Source organism: Helicobacter equorum (assembly GCF_900198655.1).
Taxonomy (GTDB): Bacteria; Campylobacterota; Campylobacteria; order Campylobacterales; family Helicobacteraceae; genus Helicobacter_F; species Helicobacter_F equorum.
The window spans coordinates 1-15,051 of the sequence record NZ_FZPO01000036.1; the positions used below are offsets into that span (position 1 = coordinate 1).

Genomic DNA, 15,051 nt, shown 5'->3' on the forward strand with positions numbered 1-15,051 from the left:
TTAGGAAGATTGCCAAATGTCAAGGAGTATTTAGACCTTGTTCCTACCAAACTTAAAGGCAAAGAAAATAATGTTTATACATACCTAAACTTCGATAAAATCGAAGACTTCAGCCTCTAATTTCAACAAGCAATAGGCTTTTAGCCTTATTGCTTATATGTTTTTCTCACTTTTACACGATGTATTTTTCTCATAAACTGCTATAACCGTGTGTCCGTAAGTGTTAGGTGGAATTTGTATCCAACGCTTTCCCAAGATTCCAAATTTATTAATAAATTTCCGTAAGATGCCCTTGTCAATAAGAGGGGTGGGCAAAAATTTTTTTGCCCACATTATACTTTTGTAGAATTCTCTGTGTTCTGGTTGTATAGGTTCATGATAAAGTTTTATAAGGTGCAAATCAAAAAGCTTTGCAATATAATGAAGGGTTTTGTCGCTGAATCTAGAAATATGGTGTGGGGGCATATTCAATATACCATTGACACAATCGTGTAAAAACGAATCTTCACTAGGCACAGCAATAATGAGTTTTGGAGTGTTGTTTAATGTATCCCCCCCCCCTAATTGATTGTAAACATGTAATTTGTGATTGTAGAAATGTATGTGGATTACTAACATGCTCCAATACCTGAAAACTACAACTCACATCAAATTTACCACAATGTTCTTTGCAATATTCTTCGATAGGAGTATTTTGGATTATAATTCCGCGTTTAGCTGCCATTTCTTTAGCCTGTGTGCTAAATTCCAAACCAATATAATTTTCCTTGTGTGGAAGAAACTCCGCAAACGCAGCCTTACCGCAACCTACTTCCAAAACTTTAGAATCTGGAGCGATAAAATCCTTAGCGTAATGATATTCGTGTTTTTCATCAAAATAATACCAAGGTAAAAGATTGAGAGCATTATAAAATGTATCGTTGCCAGTGGGAATGATTCCATTTTCACAAACAAAAAATCTAAGATCACATTCTTGGCAGTGCATATAGAGCAGATCACTAGAAACGATGTTTGATATATCTATACCAAAATTTTTTTGGTATAACGCGACAAGATCATCTCTTCGAACACGATCTTGAATGATTGTGGTATTGTGGTGACACAAAATACATTGCATGGCTAACTCCTTAATATTCATATATTTCTTTATTATATATCATAAATCTTGAATTTATGATATAGGGGTTGGTGATAAAAAAGATTGAAAATTATAGTTTTCATAAATATATTATGCAATAAAATATAAATAGTATAAAAAATACATATTTTGACTGATTGGCTGAATCTAGCAAAATGGATTGATTGTAAGGGACAAAAAACAATCAAAAATTACAACAGAATTACAACAATAAATGATGACTTTTCTGAGTATATGAGGTCTTGGTCTTCTATCTGGAATGTAAACAACACCTACTGCAACCTTAGACTATGATAAACGATTACGGCACTTGCGATCAAAGAATTTAAAATCTTAATAACACTCACCCAAAGAAGATACAATAATAAAGTTTTGATTGTTTGATTGGTTGCGGAGGAGGGATTTGAACCCCCGACCTTTGGGTTATGAGCCCAACGAGCTACCGGACTGCTCTACCCCGCGACATAAGAAAAATGTTTGAAAGAAAAAGAATATGGCTGGGGTAAAAGGATTCGAACCTCTGAATGCCTGGACCAAAACCAGGTGCCTTACCGCTTGGCGATACCCCACCATCGAGATTTAGAAACTGAAAGTGCGTATTATAGTGATTTACTTCTAAAAAGTCAAGGTATATGTAAAAATTACACGATATAATGCGCACCTAAGCTTTTTTCTCGTGTTAAAGCTGATTGCACGATATTTTGTGCCACGAGTAGGCGTAACTTTAACATGCGCCCTATGTTAGATTCTAATAACGCTTCAATCCCACCAAGCGCAACATTGAGTTTGTCTTTTGAGCGCACAATTCCCACCTTTTCCCACATAATTTTACGTAATACATCCCGCAAATGTGTATCTCCCTCTTTTTCCAATACACTTTCATCAAAAGGAAAATACCGCTTTGGATTTGCATACATAGTATTAAGAATCTCGCGTGCCGCAATTTTTCCAAATACAAGACCCTCCAAAAGCGAGTTTGATGCAAGACGATTAGCCCCATGCACGCCATTATATGCACATTCCCCTATGGCATAGAGGTTTGTCATGCCCCGCACTCTTGTTGTATCATCGCACAAGATTCCACCCATACAATAATGAAACGCTGGAGAAATAGGCACGAGATCGTTTGGTATATCAAGTTTGCATGCACTGAGCTCACGATAAATATTAGGAAAGCGCTTGGCAAAAGATTGCTTACTAAATGCTCTCAAATCCAAAAATGCCTCTTGATTATGCTTTTGACAATAATCAACAATTGCCCTTGCCACAATATCTCTAGGGGCTAATTCTCCTCTAGGGTCATATTCAAATAAAAACTGCTTTCCTTTAGAATCTATGACTTTGCCACCCTCCCCTCGCACTGCTTCACTAATGAGATATTTACGCGCGGTTTTGGTTTGTACATACACACTAGGGTGAAATTGTAACATCTCCATATGTGCCAATTTTAACCCATGCTCAAGAATAATTCCATGCACATCACCACCGATTGTATGCGCGTTTGTATGGTATTTAAAAAGCCCTCCAATACCACCACTTGCTAGCACAACATGATCACTATAAATATGCACCAATCCCTTTTTGGTTTGCACACTGACACCATAGCACCTATCATCTTCTAGTAGCAAATCAATAACACGAGCACTTTTCCAAAGCGTATGCCCCAAAGAATACATCAAAAATGTATGCAGATTGCGTCCCGTGCCATCACCTCCAGAATGCACGATACGCGCAATAGAATGGCCGCCTTCTTTGGTATAGCTTAGCGCTCCATTTTCATCTCTATCAAACCCAAATCCATCACTCAATAATTCCTGCAAGATTCCTAGACTTTCTGTGCTTAGTCTCTCTACACTTCTTACATCATTGAGTTGCGATCCTGCAAGGATTGTGTCTTTGACATGGAGTGGTATATCTGCCTTATCTCGCGCAATGGTGATTCCCCCTTGCGCATAAAAGGTATTGCACTCCCACGACTGATTTTTGCATAGCAAAAGTACACGCAAATTTTTTGGCAAATGACGCGCACAATATAATCCAGCTACTCCAGCCCCAACAATCACGACATCATAATGTAATCTTTCCATAAATCCTAATCTCCACTATCTTCACTAAGGCTTGTAGGGTGTATGCTATGCACACTTTGGGATTGAAACATCTCTTGTGAATCTGTATTGACATTTTGCGTCTTATTTGTATCCTCATCTCGCTCATAATAGGGTTTAGACTTATAGCCACAACCTATAACCATACCACATACCATCATTAAAAAATATGCTATCATTACGCTATGAAAGATTCTAAGCATATTATCTCCCTTCTTAAAGCACAGCCAGAATTTGCAAAACTTCTCATAAAAGATGAGATTAATCTCTTTAAGGCTGCGTATCTTACGCCATATTTGCAAGAGCAGATTCTCTTTATTTTTGTCAAAAACCAAACACTTTTTTTTGCTGCCAAGCACCCAGCGTTTTGCCAAGAGTTTAATTATACACGCGAGCAGATAATACAGACTTTAAGGCAATATCCGCAAAAATTTCCAACTCTAAGCAAACTTAGCGAAGCAAAAGCATATGTCCCACGCCACATCTTAGCCCCAAAACCAATCCCCACAACAGAGATTAAACGCTATTTTAGCGAACATTCAAAAGGCATATTTATCAATCATTCCACCAACCCAGAAATTCACGCACTTTTTGAAAAACTTCGCCTTGCAATTTTGTGCAACCAATCTACCCAAGAGTGATAAAGTTACCAACCTCTTGTGATAGTATGGCATACTGTGCAAGAGTGCAAGATCTCTGCGTGAATCTCTGCAGCTTTGAGAATCTGATTATTTTGCAACGCATCTTGAAGGGCTTGAATATTCTCTTCATCTCGTTTAAGCGTGTTCAACACGATATTTTCCTCCATATTTTGAGAACCATTGAGATAATCATAAATATTATATTTTTTGAATTCGCCATAGGTTTGTTTAAAGCGTTTGAGTCCTGTAGCAATTTGTCCTCTATCATTATACAAAAAGCCTTTTTGTATAATATTTATGCTGTATTCCATATCTTGCATTTTTTTGGTAATCTCACTAGCTCCCAAACACACACTTCCTAGCACAAACCCCAAAATCCACAGATACTTCATAACACACCTTATCTCAAAAATTGATGTGGTATTATAGTGTATTCTACATAATGAGTACTTATAATAATGGCACATAATTTGCTGGATTTTCTCTAAAGAATCTCACAAAAGGCTTAATATGAATCATAATACGATAGCACACACTTCACAAGATTCTCTATCATCACCCAAATATAGCACCAACTTTACACTGCCCTACTCACTAAGAGGCAATCTCATTCTTGTGAGTGTGTGCTTTGTTGCACTTTTGGGGCTTTGTATATTTTTTGCTACCAATGCCTATCGCGCCACAATCTCTCAAGAACACACACAAAGCCTTAGTGATCCACTACTAGCCAGTCAAGATTTATTAGAACAATTTGACTTTATAGGGCAAGTATATGTACGCCTTAGCAATCTACTTACAACCCCTCAAGATTCACAAAATAGAGCTCTTATTGTTGCTATGCTAAAGAGCTGGAATGAGAGTTTTGTCAAAAATACACAGGACTTACAACCATACTATCAACGCCTTGGTAAAGCATTAGAGATAGAATCCAACACAGAATTTGCCACACAGATTCAAGAAATTTTGCAACAAATCTCCCATTTTTTGTTTCAAAAAGCAAATAAAACTATTATGGACATCATAAAAGATTGGAATCTTACAAGCCCTGCGGATTCTTCTTTTATAAAAAGTATATTTACTAGCACACAAACTCTCTTTATCACCCTTGCTACCATAGTTTTAGTTGTGTGTATTATACTTTTTGTGTCTCTTATAAAAATTTTTACTTCATTTACGCACTTAAAGTACGATTGGCAAGGATTTTCTACTCTCATTGATGATATGTCTAAACCCACCATTACACAAAACAACACACTAGACACACAAGATATAGGGATTTTTGAACCACTCAAAAAGAGTATACAAACCCTGCATACACACCACACACAATCTTCTCAAAATGGTACTAAATCCAAACTCCCTAGCCAAACGCTAAACACGCTAAAAAGCCAAATGACTTCGTTAGAGCAAAATGCCTCCAAAAGTCTAGAATCTAGTGGAGATATTCTCCAAATGATCACAGATTCTATGGAGCAAACCACACAATCCCAAGAACAAATCGCCAAAGAACAAGAGCAATTTCAAAACGCTAGTGAAAGCTTTTCTACTCTCTTTGAAAAATTAAGTGAGAGTATTGAAGTCCAAAATGCCCTTGGTGTAAAACTCACAGATCTTAATGGAAGTGTTGTGCAAATCAAAGACATCTTGCAATTTATCGATGATATCGCAAATAGAACGAATCTTTTAGCGTTAAATGCCGCCATTGAAGCAGCAAGAGCTGGTGAGCACGGAAGAGGGTTCGCCGTAGTGGCTGATGAAGTGCGAAAACTAGCAGAATCTACCCAAAAAAGCCTCAAAGATATTGAAGTTAATATCAATCTCTTGGCTGGTAGTATCGATGAGATTTGCCACAATGCACAAGAAAGCACACACACATTTGAAACACTTATCCAAAAAAGCGAGGATTCTAAGCAAAATCTTAAAAACATTCAAGATGCACTTCAAGTCATCACACAAAATGTAAGCACACAAAATACTACTACACTCAATCTCTCATCACAAATCCGACATATGATACAATCTTACCAACATATACACAGCCTTATCATACAAAGTGCACAATACCTCAAACAAATGTAGTTTAGATTCTAGGTATGAAAAATCTTTTACTTGCTGCATACAAACCAACAAACATTAGCTCCAATCACTTTTTAACTCACCTAAAAACTCACATAGGCGAGAAAAAAGCAGGTTATAGTGGCACACTTGATCCATTTGCAAGTGGGCTTTTGGTTATAGGTTTTGGACACCATACGCGCCTTTTACCATTTTTGGAGTTAAATCCTAAACGATATAGGGCGACATTATGGCTTGGTGCCCACGCACCAAGTCTTGATAGAGATGGTATAGATTCTGTGTGTGAGATAGCTCCTTTTGAGATCACACAGATTATAGAGGTGCTAGATTCACTAAAAGGCGAGGTATCCTACACGCCTCCACGCTTTAGTGCAAAACATATTAATGGAACTCGTGCCTACAAGCTTGCGCGTGAGGGTATAGAATTTGCGTTACAAACAAGCACAATGCAAGTTTATGACATCACGCTATGTGCATATAATCACCCATTTTTAAGCTTTGAAGTATATATCTCAAAGGGTGCTTATGTGCGATCTATAGGCGAGATGATAGCACATAAGCTTGGTGTAAATGGTGCGCTTAGTGCCTTGCATAGAATCTCTGAAGGCTCTATAAGTTTGCACTCTCCCACAACATCTCTTTTTTATCTCACATTTCATACAATACGCTGTCCTTGTTTCATCATAGATTCCCAAAATACCCTGCTCTACGAAAATCTTGACTTATCGCCATACAAACATCTTATTGCCAATGGCGCAAAATTCTCTTTGCAAAACACAAAAAGTGGTGTATATAAAACTTATTTTGAGGATTTTTTTTCTATAATTGAAGTTTTAGCTAACAAAGAGGTACGATACCTTTATAATAGGATTCCATATGCTGATACTCTCTAGAAAACAAGATGATGGCGTAATGATAGGCGATGACATAGAAATAAAAATCATCTCCATTGACAAAGGCAGTGTGCGACTAGGTTTCAAAGCTCCAACAAATATGCTTATCTTGCGTTCTGAACTCAAAGATGCTATTGCTATGCAAAACCAACAAGCATCTATCCACGCTTCAAACGATCTCACTTTACCAAAGGTAGGCACTATCAAAAAGAAATAATATGCAACCCCTTATCCTCAAGAGTTACCCAAAACTCAATATTTTTCTCAAAATCATCGGTAGGCGAAGCGATGGATTCCATCTCCTCTCATCACGTTTTGTCCTAGCAAAAGGTGCACTTTTTGATACCATAAGTATAGAATCTAGCTCCACAGGCTTTGTGCTAGAGGGAGAATTTGGGTGCAAAATAGAATCTAATACAATCTACAAAGCAAAATGTGCCATTAAAGAACTTGCGCAAAACAAATACAGAGATTCTCGCTTAGTGGCTTTTATAGAATCTCTTAAGGTCTGTGTGCAAAAACGTATACCTGAAGGCGCGGGTTTGGGCGGTGGAAGTGCAAATGCTGCAAGTTTTGTGCATAGTGTATGCAATCTCTATCATATATCTTTAGATACGCAAGATTATGTGTATATTGCGCAACGATGTGGGGCTGATGTGGCATTTTTTTTACACCGCTATGAGAGTGCCAATGTCGGTGGCATAGGCGAAGAAGTCATAGCCTTTGAAGAAACTCTCCCCGAATTTGAAATATTCACACCAAAGATTCTATGCTCCACACCAGCAGTGTATAAGGCCTACGCTACACACACTACTAACTTTAGTCCTTTGCCAACTCAATGGCTTAACACAAAAAGCACACAAATCCTACAATCCCATACATTACAAGACCTTAATGATCTCTATATGAGCGCGTGCTCTGTGACTCCAGCATTAAAATCTCTACACAAAGATCTTGGTAGTGGTTGGTTTTTTAGCGGAAGTGGTAGTAGCTTTTTTAGACCCAAACTCTAATGCAAGATACAATGAATTGGTGGCGATATGCGTGTGTGATAGCTTTTTGCACACTAAAAATACCAGCATATCCACAAGAGCAATCAAGCCTTAACATCACTCCGCCTAAAACCTTACAAGAGTATGAATACGCAGAAGGTGATGAAAGAGGGCGTAATTTTCGCTCACCATATGCAAACCCAAAAGATGGTGTATATTTTTTGGACAAATATATCTCATCGCTAGAAAAATTCTATGAAGCCCTCAATCTCAATTCTGCCAAGGGTCAATATGCACACTTTCGTGGCAGAATCCTCATAGATCACAAAACCTATGACTCCCTCTCCCAATCCCAAAAATCCAAATTTCAAGGTGCAGTTGTGATGAGTCGTGTGTATATTAGTGCATTTCTCAAATATAGTGAATTTGGAGGCGTAGGTATAGGAGGAAAGTTTCAACCTTCTGATGAAAAAGTTCGGTATTTTAGCGTAGATGGTCGGTATTTTACTGATTTACAAGAGTTTGGTGTGGATCATTTGATATATCTTTTGTGTGTGCTACCACGCTTTGATAAATGTATTGTATTAGGCATAGGCGAGGAATGGTAAGAGGATTGGATCCCCCAATTTTAAGGGGGATAAGGATTAGAATTTATATGCGTAAGCAAATGTTAGGACATTATTTGGTGTTGATGAGTATTTGAGTGGTCTTCCATCTATATTCATACTTCCACCATCACCTACATTATAGCCACTTTTGTATTTGTAAGTGAGCCAAAACTGATGATGGGCATTTAGGAAGTAATGCACACCAATACTTGAAATAAAGCTTGTTTTGGTATAGGAATCTAGATTAATAGAGCCCTCTTCAGTCGCTGCAGCAAGACTCTGTCCTATAAATGTCCCGAGCTCATAGCCTATGCCGACATTCATACCAAATGTGTGATGTTGGCTTACAATAAAATCATAGAGATAAGAGGCTTCTATGCCATAATGCAAGGCTGAAGAATTGAATTTTGCTGTTAGTGTATAGGTGCTATTCTTGACGGTTATATCACTGCCATATCCTGCATATCCAAAGAATGCTTTAAAATTCCAACCCCAATTTTTTGCACTATATACTTGCCATCCTAATATAAGATTGATAGGTATGGCATAGGTGCTTTGCGTGCCAGATCCACTTTCGGATGTATTATTTGAGAAAATATAATTCTTTACGCCTGGCGCATAGCCTACTTCTACACCAATGAAGCATCCTGTATTTGCATATTCACCTTTACAGAATCCTAAGAATCCACTTTTGTCTATTAGATTTACATTTTTTTGTTGCAACTCTAAAAGCTCATTTTCTTTTTTTAATCTTGCGATTTCCTCATCAGTAGTCTCTGCATATGTTATGCTACTAAACATTGCCATAAAGGCTAAACTTAATGCTAATTTTCTTGTTTCCATGTCTCCTCCTTGTCTTTTGGTTTTATTTTTATTCTATTCATTCCATACTTAAAATTACTTTTATTGTATTTGCTTTATCTTATTTTACAATTTGCATATATCTTGATATGAGATTCCTACTCACAACTACATTTACTTATATTTTGCACAATTCACATCACAGAAAAATATTGATCACTCTCTTGGTATATCCATCTTTTAATTTTTAAAGGGATAGAACTTTGTATTATGGATTCATAAATTATGTGCTTTGTGTGTGAGTGCAGAATCTATAATCATAGTATCCTTTGGAGATACTCCATACATTGCATAAGGGCTTTTTTGCGATGAGAAATATCGTTTTTAGATTCTATTTGTGCGAGGGTTTGTGTGTAATGCTCTGGAACAAAGATAGGATCATAGCCAAAACCCTTATTACCTTTTGGCGTGATAATTACCTTGCCCTCACATAATCCTTGGAAATTTTGAGAGATACATTGCCCATCTATATACCCAAAAAGACAGACATTAGCGACAAAACGCGCACTAGATTCTTCTATCCCACGAGATTGCAACTCATAAATAACGCGCATAAGATTCATTTCATCAAGAGAGAAATTGTTGGGTTTTATGTCTTGCCAACTATTATCACCAAAATCCCTAGAGCTAAAACGCGCACTATAGATTCCAGGTGCACCACCAAGAACATCAACACATAATCCGCTATCTTCACTCAATACAAGATATTGTGTTTGCATAGGTAGTGTTGTGAGAGCTTGATATACTGCCTTTGCTTTCATAGTGGCATTTTGTTCAAAGCTTGTGCCATTTTCTTCTATCTCAAATGGAGGCATAATATCCCCCACATTAATAATCATCATATCAGGAAGTGTTGTTGCAAAAATAGCTGTAATTTCTGTTTTTTTATGGGGATTAGAAGTGGCAAGAACAAGCTGCATACAAATCCTTAGGAGAATATATCGTAGTGGTGTCCTTGATGCGATTTGAACGCATGACCTCTCGATTAGGAATCGAACGCTCTATCCAGCTGAGCTACAAGGACTAGTAAAAATAAAAGCCTGGATTTTACTTATATTTTTTTTGGAAATCAATAAAATAGGGAGTTTTTATATTTTTTTCTTTATAATGCAAACTATCATTTATCTTACCTCAAAAGGAATAGTATGTCAGTTAAAGTTGCTATCAATGGAACAGGGCGAATTGGATTATGCACCGCTCGTATCATCGGAACAAGAGAAGATATAGAATTAGTTGCACTCAATACCACCGCACCTATTGATACTCTCGTGCATTTATTGCGCTATGACTCTGTGCATAGAGGCTATAATGTGCAAAAAATCGATGAACGCACCATTCAAATAGGAAACAACAAAGTTGCAATTCTTTCAGATAGAGATCCTGCTAACCTTGATTTTAGCCGATATGGCGCACAAGGCGTAATCGAATGCACAGGTAAATTTAACTCTCTCCAAGCCTCAAGTGCTCATATTAAAGATAATGTCAAAAAAGTTATTATTTCTGCACCAGCTGATGAGGCACCAACATTTGTGTATGGTGTCAATCATCTACAATACAGAGGTGAAAGTGTCATTTCAAATGCTTCTTGCACAACAAACTGCCTCGCACCTATCGCAAAAGTGTTGCACGATGCATATGGCATACAAAGTGCATTAATGACTACAATACATAGCTATACAAATGATCAAAATGTGCTTGATGTCAAACACAAAGATTTGCGTCGTGCGCGTGCTGCAGCACTAAACATTATCCCCACAAGTTCGGGTGCTGCCAAAGCTGTGGGACTTGTGATTCCAGATCTTGTAGGGAAGTTTAATGGCTTTGCGGTGCGTGTGCCAACCCCAGATGTAAGCCTTGTAGATCTTAGTGTGAATCTAAACAAACCAGTAGACAAAGAAGCTATCAATGATCTGTTTAGAGAAGTCCAGCATACAAGTATGAAAGATATTATCTATGTAGATGAGCAAAAGTGCGTCTCGAGTGATTTTATTGGATCGCCATATAGCGCAATCTTTGTGCCAGATAAGACATTAGTCATTGGTAATAGTGCTAAAATCTTGGCTTGGTATGACAACGAAATGGGTTACTCGACTCGCCTTGTAGATATGAGTGTATATGCCCTCACACATTAAACCAACAAAAAGGAGGAGGGAAGCCTATGCTAGAATTCACACATTCTTTTACCTACACAACAAAAGACGATACAGAGCGTTTGACACAAATTTTTGAATCTATTACCAAAGAGCGTGCACAACAAACAAGCGGATATTACGCATTGCCCTTTAGTCAAAAAGCCTTGCAGGATTCACAAAAATATCTCAAGCAGCACAAAGATCTCATCGCAAAGCTTAAAAATATTGTAATTATTGGCGTGGGTGGTAGTTCGCTAGGATTAAAAGCGCTAGATACTATGCTTAGTCCTTTGCCACAACGCAATGCCATTAAGCTTGGATTCTTGGAATGCACGGATTGTATCGCAGTGGAAGCGGCTCTTAAAAAAATAAAAGTGAAAAATACACTTTTTATCGTTATTTCCAAAAGTGGTAGCACCATTGAAACTTCCTCTATTTTTAAGTATGTGCTAGAAACTTACAATCTCTTATCCAAGAAACATACATCACATATCGTGGCAATCACCGATGAAGATTCACCACTGCAAAAATGGTGTCATAAACACAAAATCGCCTCCATTGGGATTGACAAAAATGTCGGTGGGAGATTTTCTGTGTTAAGTAGCGTAGGAATCTTGCCTCTTATGCTGCTAGGATATGATGTAAAAAAACTTCTCCAAGGTGCCAAAGAACTTGCTATGAGATTTTTTGATCGCAAAGAAGATCATATCTTGCAAAAAGCACTTTATCTAGTGCAAAATCGTGAGCAATATCCTATCAATGTGCTTTTTTCTTATTCAAGCATACTCAAGGAATTTAACGCGTGGTATGTGCAATTATGGGCAGAAAGCCTAGGTAAGCTTAATATTCACGACAAAGCGGTAGGATTAACACCTATTGGGCTTGTGGGAAGTATCGATCAACATTCATTTTTGCAACTCATCGTGCAAGGCTGTAAAGACAAAAGTGTTACATTCATTTCGCTTAAACCCACACATTACCCAAAACCTCGCATTCCTCACACTACACTCACATTTTTAGAATCTACGGACTTCGCTAATGGTGTAAGTTTTGCGACATTACTAGATAAGCAATGTCTTGCCACGATGCAAACCCTACAGGCACAAGGAATTCCTACAGATTGTATTGTGATAGACACAATTTGTGAATATAATGCCGGAGCACTTGTGATGTATTATGAACTTTTGACCTCATGTGCGGGTTGTGCCTTAGAAATTAATACCTACGATCAACCGGGTGTAGAATTTGGTAAAACACGCCTAAGAGAGATGTTTTAGGCGTGTAACTTAGTAATATAAAAATATAATTGTAATTGCGTGACATACTCATATATCGCATACATAAGATCTGTTATTATGTCTATAGCTTGTATGTTAGTTGCATATACGCACTTGCTCCAGCCACACGATAAAAGTCATAATAGCGATTATTTGTAAGATTATATCCACTCAAAGAAAGATCCACGCCATTGCGCCATACATACCCTATTTTTGTATTAAGACTAAATTGACTTTCATAATATCCATATGTATTTGTAAGTGGCGTAGAATTTGTATCATTACTAAAAAATGCAGGAGCATAATACGCCCACATCACGCCATAAAAGCCACTCTTTGGAAGATATTTTAGAGTAATATTACTCATATGTCTAGGCACACCCGCAAGTTGTTTGCCCTCTGTGTATGGCATAGCACTATTTTGCAAGATTCTAGCATTGGTAAAAGTATAATTTGCCCCTACATATACATATGAACTAAGTGCGATCTCTCCCTCTAACTCCACACCATGGATACGACCAAGTCCTGCATTGGTATATTGCCAAGGATTATTTTGCACACCGCTACCTGCACGATAAATCATATCTTGTAATTCTGTGTGAAAATAATACACGCTTGTAGAAAACCTTTGTGTGCGATATTCTGTCCCAATCTCAAAGCTTAACGCGCGCTCTTGCTTGAGATTAGGATTTATCGCCCATACATTGCTTGCGTGAGTAAATTGATACATATCGCGCAATGTAGGGACTCTAAAGCCTGTGCCAATACTAGAACTTATACGCCAAGTAGGTAAAATAGACCAAGAAATACCAAATTTTGGGCTTATAGATGAAAGTGTAGATTCTATCGTATCGCGGTTTTGCTCTGATGCCTGATTGTTAAAAAAATATCCTCTATAATTATGCCAATAATCATAACGCACACCGATATCGGTAGAAAAATTTTCCCACCATTGCGAATCTAATCGCACATAACCAGAACCCACAAATGCCCTTTGACCAAAGCCACGAAAGCTATCAAGACGTGTAGCAGAATCGCGCCAATTTGTCATATTGCGTTGTCTTTGTGTGTAAGTATAATAACGAAATGCTAGGGCAGTGCTTAAAGAATGTATGTTTAAAAAACGAGTATTCCATACTATATCAAGATAATTGCTACTTGAATCTATATCCTGCGTAGTGCCTGCACCACCAAAACGATCGCCACCATCGCGATTTGCATCTTGCCAAGTACTTAAGAGATTGAGGCTAGAGAGAGAAATTTTTAGCAATGAATCTGCCCCAAAAGTATGCGTATAGGTAAGATTTCCCAAAATATGCGTATAATCCCCTATGCCACCTAATCCAGAACCCACAAAATAATCCTTGCCACCGACAAGATGTGTAGATCGCCCTGTAGCGTTGTCATACAAATAACTTGTAAAATGTCCAAAATCATAAGTATGGTTGGATACACTCGCCATTGCCGAAAGCATACCAACATCACCTATATCATATTCTGCCTTAAGACGCACATCATAAGTTTGGTATGCGCGTTTGCCACCTGTGCCTATGATGTGATTCCCCGCCTTGTCTATATAATAACCACTAAGTTGATTAAGGTTAGTGCTTGGTGCGATTGTAGGAAAACTAGTATAACCACCGCTTTGTGTATAACCACCGCTAAGCTTTATTCTAAGCCCACCTTGCAAGAACACATCACCCACAGAGGCATAAAGCTTTATTAGATTTGTATCTGCACTATCACGCACCAACTCATTGCCGTAGCCAACTAACAGATTAGATTCAAATTCCTTTGGCATTGCAGTGATAAAATTTACAACTCCCCCTATAGCGCCTGTGCCATAGAGACTAGAAAAACTGCCTCTAGCCACCTCTATGCGCTCGACATCATACAGCGAGATTTGATTTAAGATTCTGCTCTCACCTTCCAAATCGCTTAAAATAACGCCATCAAGCATAACCAATGTGCCATTATTAATCCCGCGAATGACGATCTTTGGACGAGGATTAAACCCCACATCATTTTGAATTCTCACACCAGGAAATTTTTTGATCGTATCAGTAAGCTTGATATTAGGAGATTTACGCACTTCTGTGGTATCTATAACGCTTACATTTCCGTGTATATGCGACACATCAGTTTCTAAAATAGAAGAGGTAATGATAGAATCTGATAGACGTTGTTTATCCTTGGCATACACAACCATACAACTCCCAAGACATAACAACACAAATTGCATTGTATAAACCTTAGTGAATCTCTTCATCATTCTAAAGCTCCTAAAAATATTGTGATTTTTTTGGTTATAATACCTCATAACTTAAA

Annotated in this window: 15 protein-coding genes and 3 tRNA genes; 8 read left to right on the forward strand and 10 right to left on the reverse strand. The window is 37.8% G+C overall.

From position 1 onward, the window contains the following. Positions 1–508 precede the first annotated feature (508 nt). The 5 genes from C6H22_RS06050 to C6H22_RS06070 form a co-directional block, all read right to left on the reverse strand. The gene (locus C6H22_RS06050; RefSeq protein WP_233707070.1) at positions 509–1,117 is read right to left on the reverse strand and encodes a class I SAM-dependent methyltransferase; all 609 of its coding nucleotides are present in this window, start codon (positions 1,115–1,117) and stop codon (positions 509–511) included. Positions 1,118–1,523: 406 nt separating this feature from the next. Continuing rightward, a tRNA-Met gene (locus C6H22_RS06055) sits at positions 1,524–1,600 on the reverse strand. A gap of 32 nt (positions 1,601–1,632) precedes the next feature. Continuing rightward, positions 1,633–1,707 (reverse strand) — tRNA-Gln (locus C6H22_RS06060). Positions 1,708–1,779: 72 nt separating this feature from the next. Further along, positions 1,780–3,225 (reverse strand): L-aspartate oxidase, encoded by a 1,446-nt coding sequence (gene nadB / locus C6H22_RS06065; RefSeq protein ID WP_104694436.1) that lies wholly within the window; start codon positions 3,223–3,225, stop codon positions 1,780–1,782. 5 nt (positions 3,226–3,230) lie between these two features. After that, positions 3,231–3,446, reverse strand: a complete 216-nt coding sequence (locus C6H22_RS06070) for a hypothetical protein (protein WP_104694437.1) — start codon at positions 3,444–3,446, stop codon at positions 3,231–3,233. Between C6H22_RS06070 and C6H22_RS06075 the strand changes: the two genes are divergently transcribed. Then, positions 3,429–3,884, forward strand: a complete 456-nt coding sequence (locus C6H22_RS06075; RefSeq protein ID WP_104694438.1) for a hypothetical protein — start codon at positions 3,429–3,431, stop codon at positions 3,882–3,884. The two genes, C6H22_RS06070 and C6H22_RS06075, sit on opposite strands and share 18 nt — an antisense overlap. A gap of 5 nt (positions 3,885–3,889) precedes the next feature. Here the strand turns inward: C6H22_RS06075 and C6H22_RS06080 are convergent, their stop codons facing one another. Next, a complete protein-coding gene (locus C6H22_RS06080) occupies positions 3,890–4,276 on the reverse strand; it encodes a hypothetical protein (protein WP_104694439.1) in 387 nt (128 codons plus the stop codon). Positions 4,277–4,394: 118 nt separating this feature from the next. Between C6H22_RS06080 and C6H22_RS09110 the strand changes: the two genes are divergently transcribed. The 5 genes from C6H22_RS09110 to C6H22_RS06105 are packed head-to-tail and all read left to right on the forward strand — an operon-like array spanning position 4,395 to position 8,453. Further along, positions 4,395–5,963, forward strand: a complete 1,569-nt coding sequence (locus tag C6H22_RS09110) for a methyl-accepting chemotaxis protein (RefSeq protein ID WP_104694440.1) — start codon at positions 4,395–4,397, stop codon at positions 5,961–5,963. A 14-nt stretch (positions 5,964–5,977) separates the two neighbouring features. Beyond that, the gene (gene truB, locus C6H22_RS06090; RefSeq protein ID WP_104694441.1) at positions 5,978–6,853 is read left to right on the forward strand and encodes a tRNA pseudouridine(55) synthase TruB; all 876 of its coding nucleotides are present in this window, start codon (positions 5,978–5,980) and stop codon (positions 6,851–6,853) included. Further along, positions 6,837–7,070 (forward strand): carbon storage regulator, encoded by a 234-nt coding sequence (locus C6H22_RS06095; RefSeq protein WP_104694442.1) that lies wholly within the window; start codon positions 6,837–6,839, stop codon positions 7,068–7,070. The genes truB and C6H22_RS06095 overlap by 17 nt, the downstream gene beginning before the upstream one ends. A 1-nt stretch (position 7,071) precedes the next feature. After that, positions 7,072–7,866, forward strand: coding sequence for a 4-(cytidine 5'-diphospho)-2-C-methyl-D-erythritol kinase (locus C6H22_RS06100; protein ID WP_104694443.1), 795 nt, complete (start codon positions 7,072–7,074; stop codon positions 7,864–7,866). 11 nt (positions 7,867–7,877) lie between these two features. Beyond that, positions 7,878–8,453, forward strand: a complete 576-nt coding sequence (locus tag C6H22_RS06105) for a hypothetical protein (protein ID WP_104694444.1) — start codon at positions 7,878–7,880, stop codon at positions 8,451–8,453. A 36-nt stretch (positions 8,454–8,489) separates the two neighbouring features. Here the strand turns inward: C6H22_RS06105 and C6H22_RS08650 are convergent, their stop codons facing one another. The 3 genes from C6H22_RS08650 to C6H22_RS06120 form a co-directional block, all read right to left on the reverse strand. Beyond that, complete coding sequence (locus C6H22_RS08650; RefSeq protein WP_233707071.1) at positions 8,490–9,296, reverse strand: outer membrane beta-barrel protein; 807 nt, start codon at positions 9,294–9,296, stop codon at positions 8,490–8,492. Between the two features lie 275 nt (positions 9,297–9,571). Beyond that, on the reverse strand, positions 9,572–10,234 hold the full coding sequence (locus C6H22_RS06115) for a non-canonical purine NTP pyrophosphatase (RefSeq protein ID WP_104694445.1): 663 nt from the start codon (positions 10,232–10,234) through the stop codon (positions 9,572–9,574). A gap of 27 nt (positions 10,235–10,261) precedes the next feature. After that, positions 10,262–10,338 (reverse strand) — tRNA-Arg (locus C6H22_RS06120). Between the two features lie 121 nt (positions 10,339–10,459). Between C6H22_RS06120 and gap the strand changes: the two genes are divergently transcribed. Together gap and C6H22_RS06130 are read left to right on the forward strand one after the other, a co-directional pair. Continuing rightward, positions 10,460–11,446 (forward strand): type I glyceraldehyde-3-phosphate dehydrogenase, encoded by a 987-nt coding sequence (gene gap, locus C6H22_RS06125; RefSeq protein ID WP_104694446.1) that lies wholly within the window; start codon positions 10,460–10,462, stop codon positions 11,444–11,446. Positions 11,447–11,472: 26 nt separating this feature from the next. Beyond that, a complete protein-coding gene (locus C6H22_RS06130) occupies positions 11,473–12,723 on the forward strand; it encodes a glucose-6-phosphate isomerase (RefSeq protein ID WP_104694447.1) in 1,251 nt (416 codons plus the stop codon). A gap of 82 nt (positions 12,724–12,805) precedes the next feature. Here the strand turns inward: C6H22_RS06130 and C6H22_RS06135 are convergent, their stop codons facing one another. Further along, positions 12,806–14,995, reverse strand: coding sequence for a TonB-dependent receptor (locus tag C6H22_RS06135; RefSeq protein WP_158654645.1), 2,190 nt, complete (start codon positions 14,993–14,995; stop codon positions 12,806–12,808). Positions 14,996–15,051: the final 56 nt, after the last annotated feature.

What these genes read in the sequence shown, in the direction of transcription:
- C6H22_RS06050 (WP_233707070.1), bottom strand. Translation starts at nt 1,117, where the DNA reads ATGCAATGTATTTTGTGTCACCACAATACCACAATCATTCAAGATCGT.
- nadB (WP_104694436.1), bottom strand. Translation starts at nt 3,225, where the DNA reads ATGGAAAGATTACATTATGATGTCGTGATTGTTGGGGCTGGAGTAGCT.
- C6H22_RS06075 (WP_104694438.1), top strand. Translation starts at nt 3,429, where the DNA reads ATGAAAGATTCTAAGCATATTATCTCCCTTCTTAAAGCACAGCCAGAA.
- C6H22_RS06070 (WP_104694437.1), bottom strand. Translation starts at nt 3,446, where the DNA reads ATGCTTAGAATCTTTCATAGCGTAATGATAGCATATTTTTTAATGATG.
- C6H22_RS06080 (WP_104694439.1), bottom strand. Translation starts at nt 4,276, where the DNA reads ATGAAGTATCTGTGGATTTTGGGGTTTGTGCTAGGAAGTGTGTGTTTG.
- C6H22_RS09110 (WP_104694440.1), top strand. Translation starts at nt 4,395, where the DNA reads ATGAATCATAATACGATAGCACACACTTCACAAGATTCTCTATCATCA.
- truB (WP_104694441.1), top strand. Translation starts at nt 5,978, where the DNA reads ATGAAAAATCTTTTACTTGCTGCATACAAACCAACAAACATTAGCTCC.
- C6H22_RS06095 (WP_104694442.1), top strand. Translation starts at nt 6,837, where the DNA reads ATGCTGATACTCTCTAGAAAACAAGATGATGGCGTAATGATAGGCGAT.
- C6H22_RS06100 (WP_104694443.1), top strand. Translation starts at nt 7,072, where the DNA reads ATGCAACCCCTTATCCTCAAGAGTTACCCAAAACTCAATATTTTTCTC.
- C6H22_RS06105 (WP_104694444.1), top strand. Translation starts at nt 7,878, where the DNA reads ATGAATTGGTGGCGATATGCGTGTGTGATAGCTTTTTGCACACTAAAA.
- C6H22_RS08650 (WP_233707071.1), bottom strand. Translation starts at nt 9,296, where the DNA reads ATGGAAACAAGAAAATTAGCATTAAGTTTAGCCTTTATGGCAATGTTT.
- C6H22_RS06115 (WP_104694445.1), bottom strand. Translation starts at nt 10,234, where the DNA reads ATGCAGCTTGTTCTTGCCACTTCTAATCCCCATAAAAAAACAGAAATT.
- gap (WP_104694446.1), top strand. Translation starts at nt 10,460, where the DNA reads ATGTCAGTTAAAGTTGCTATCAATGGAACAGGGCGAATTGGATTATGC.
- C6H22_RS06130 (WP_104694447.1), top strand. Translation starts at nt 11,473, where the DNA reads ATGCTAGAATTCACACATTCTTTTACCTACACAACAAAAGACGATACA.
- C6H22_RS06135 (WP_158654645.1), bottom strand. Translation starts at nt 14,995, where the DNA reads ATGATGAAGAGATTCACTAAGGTTTATACAATGCAATTTGTGTTGTTA.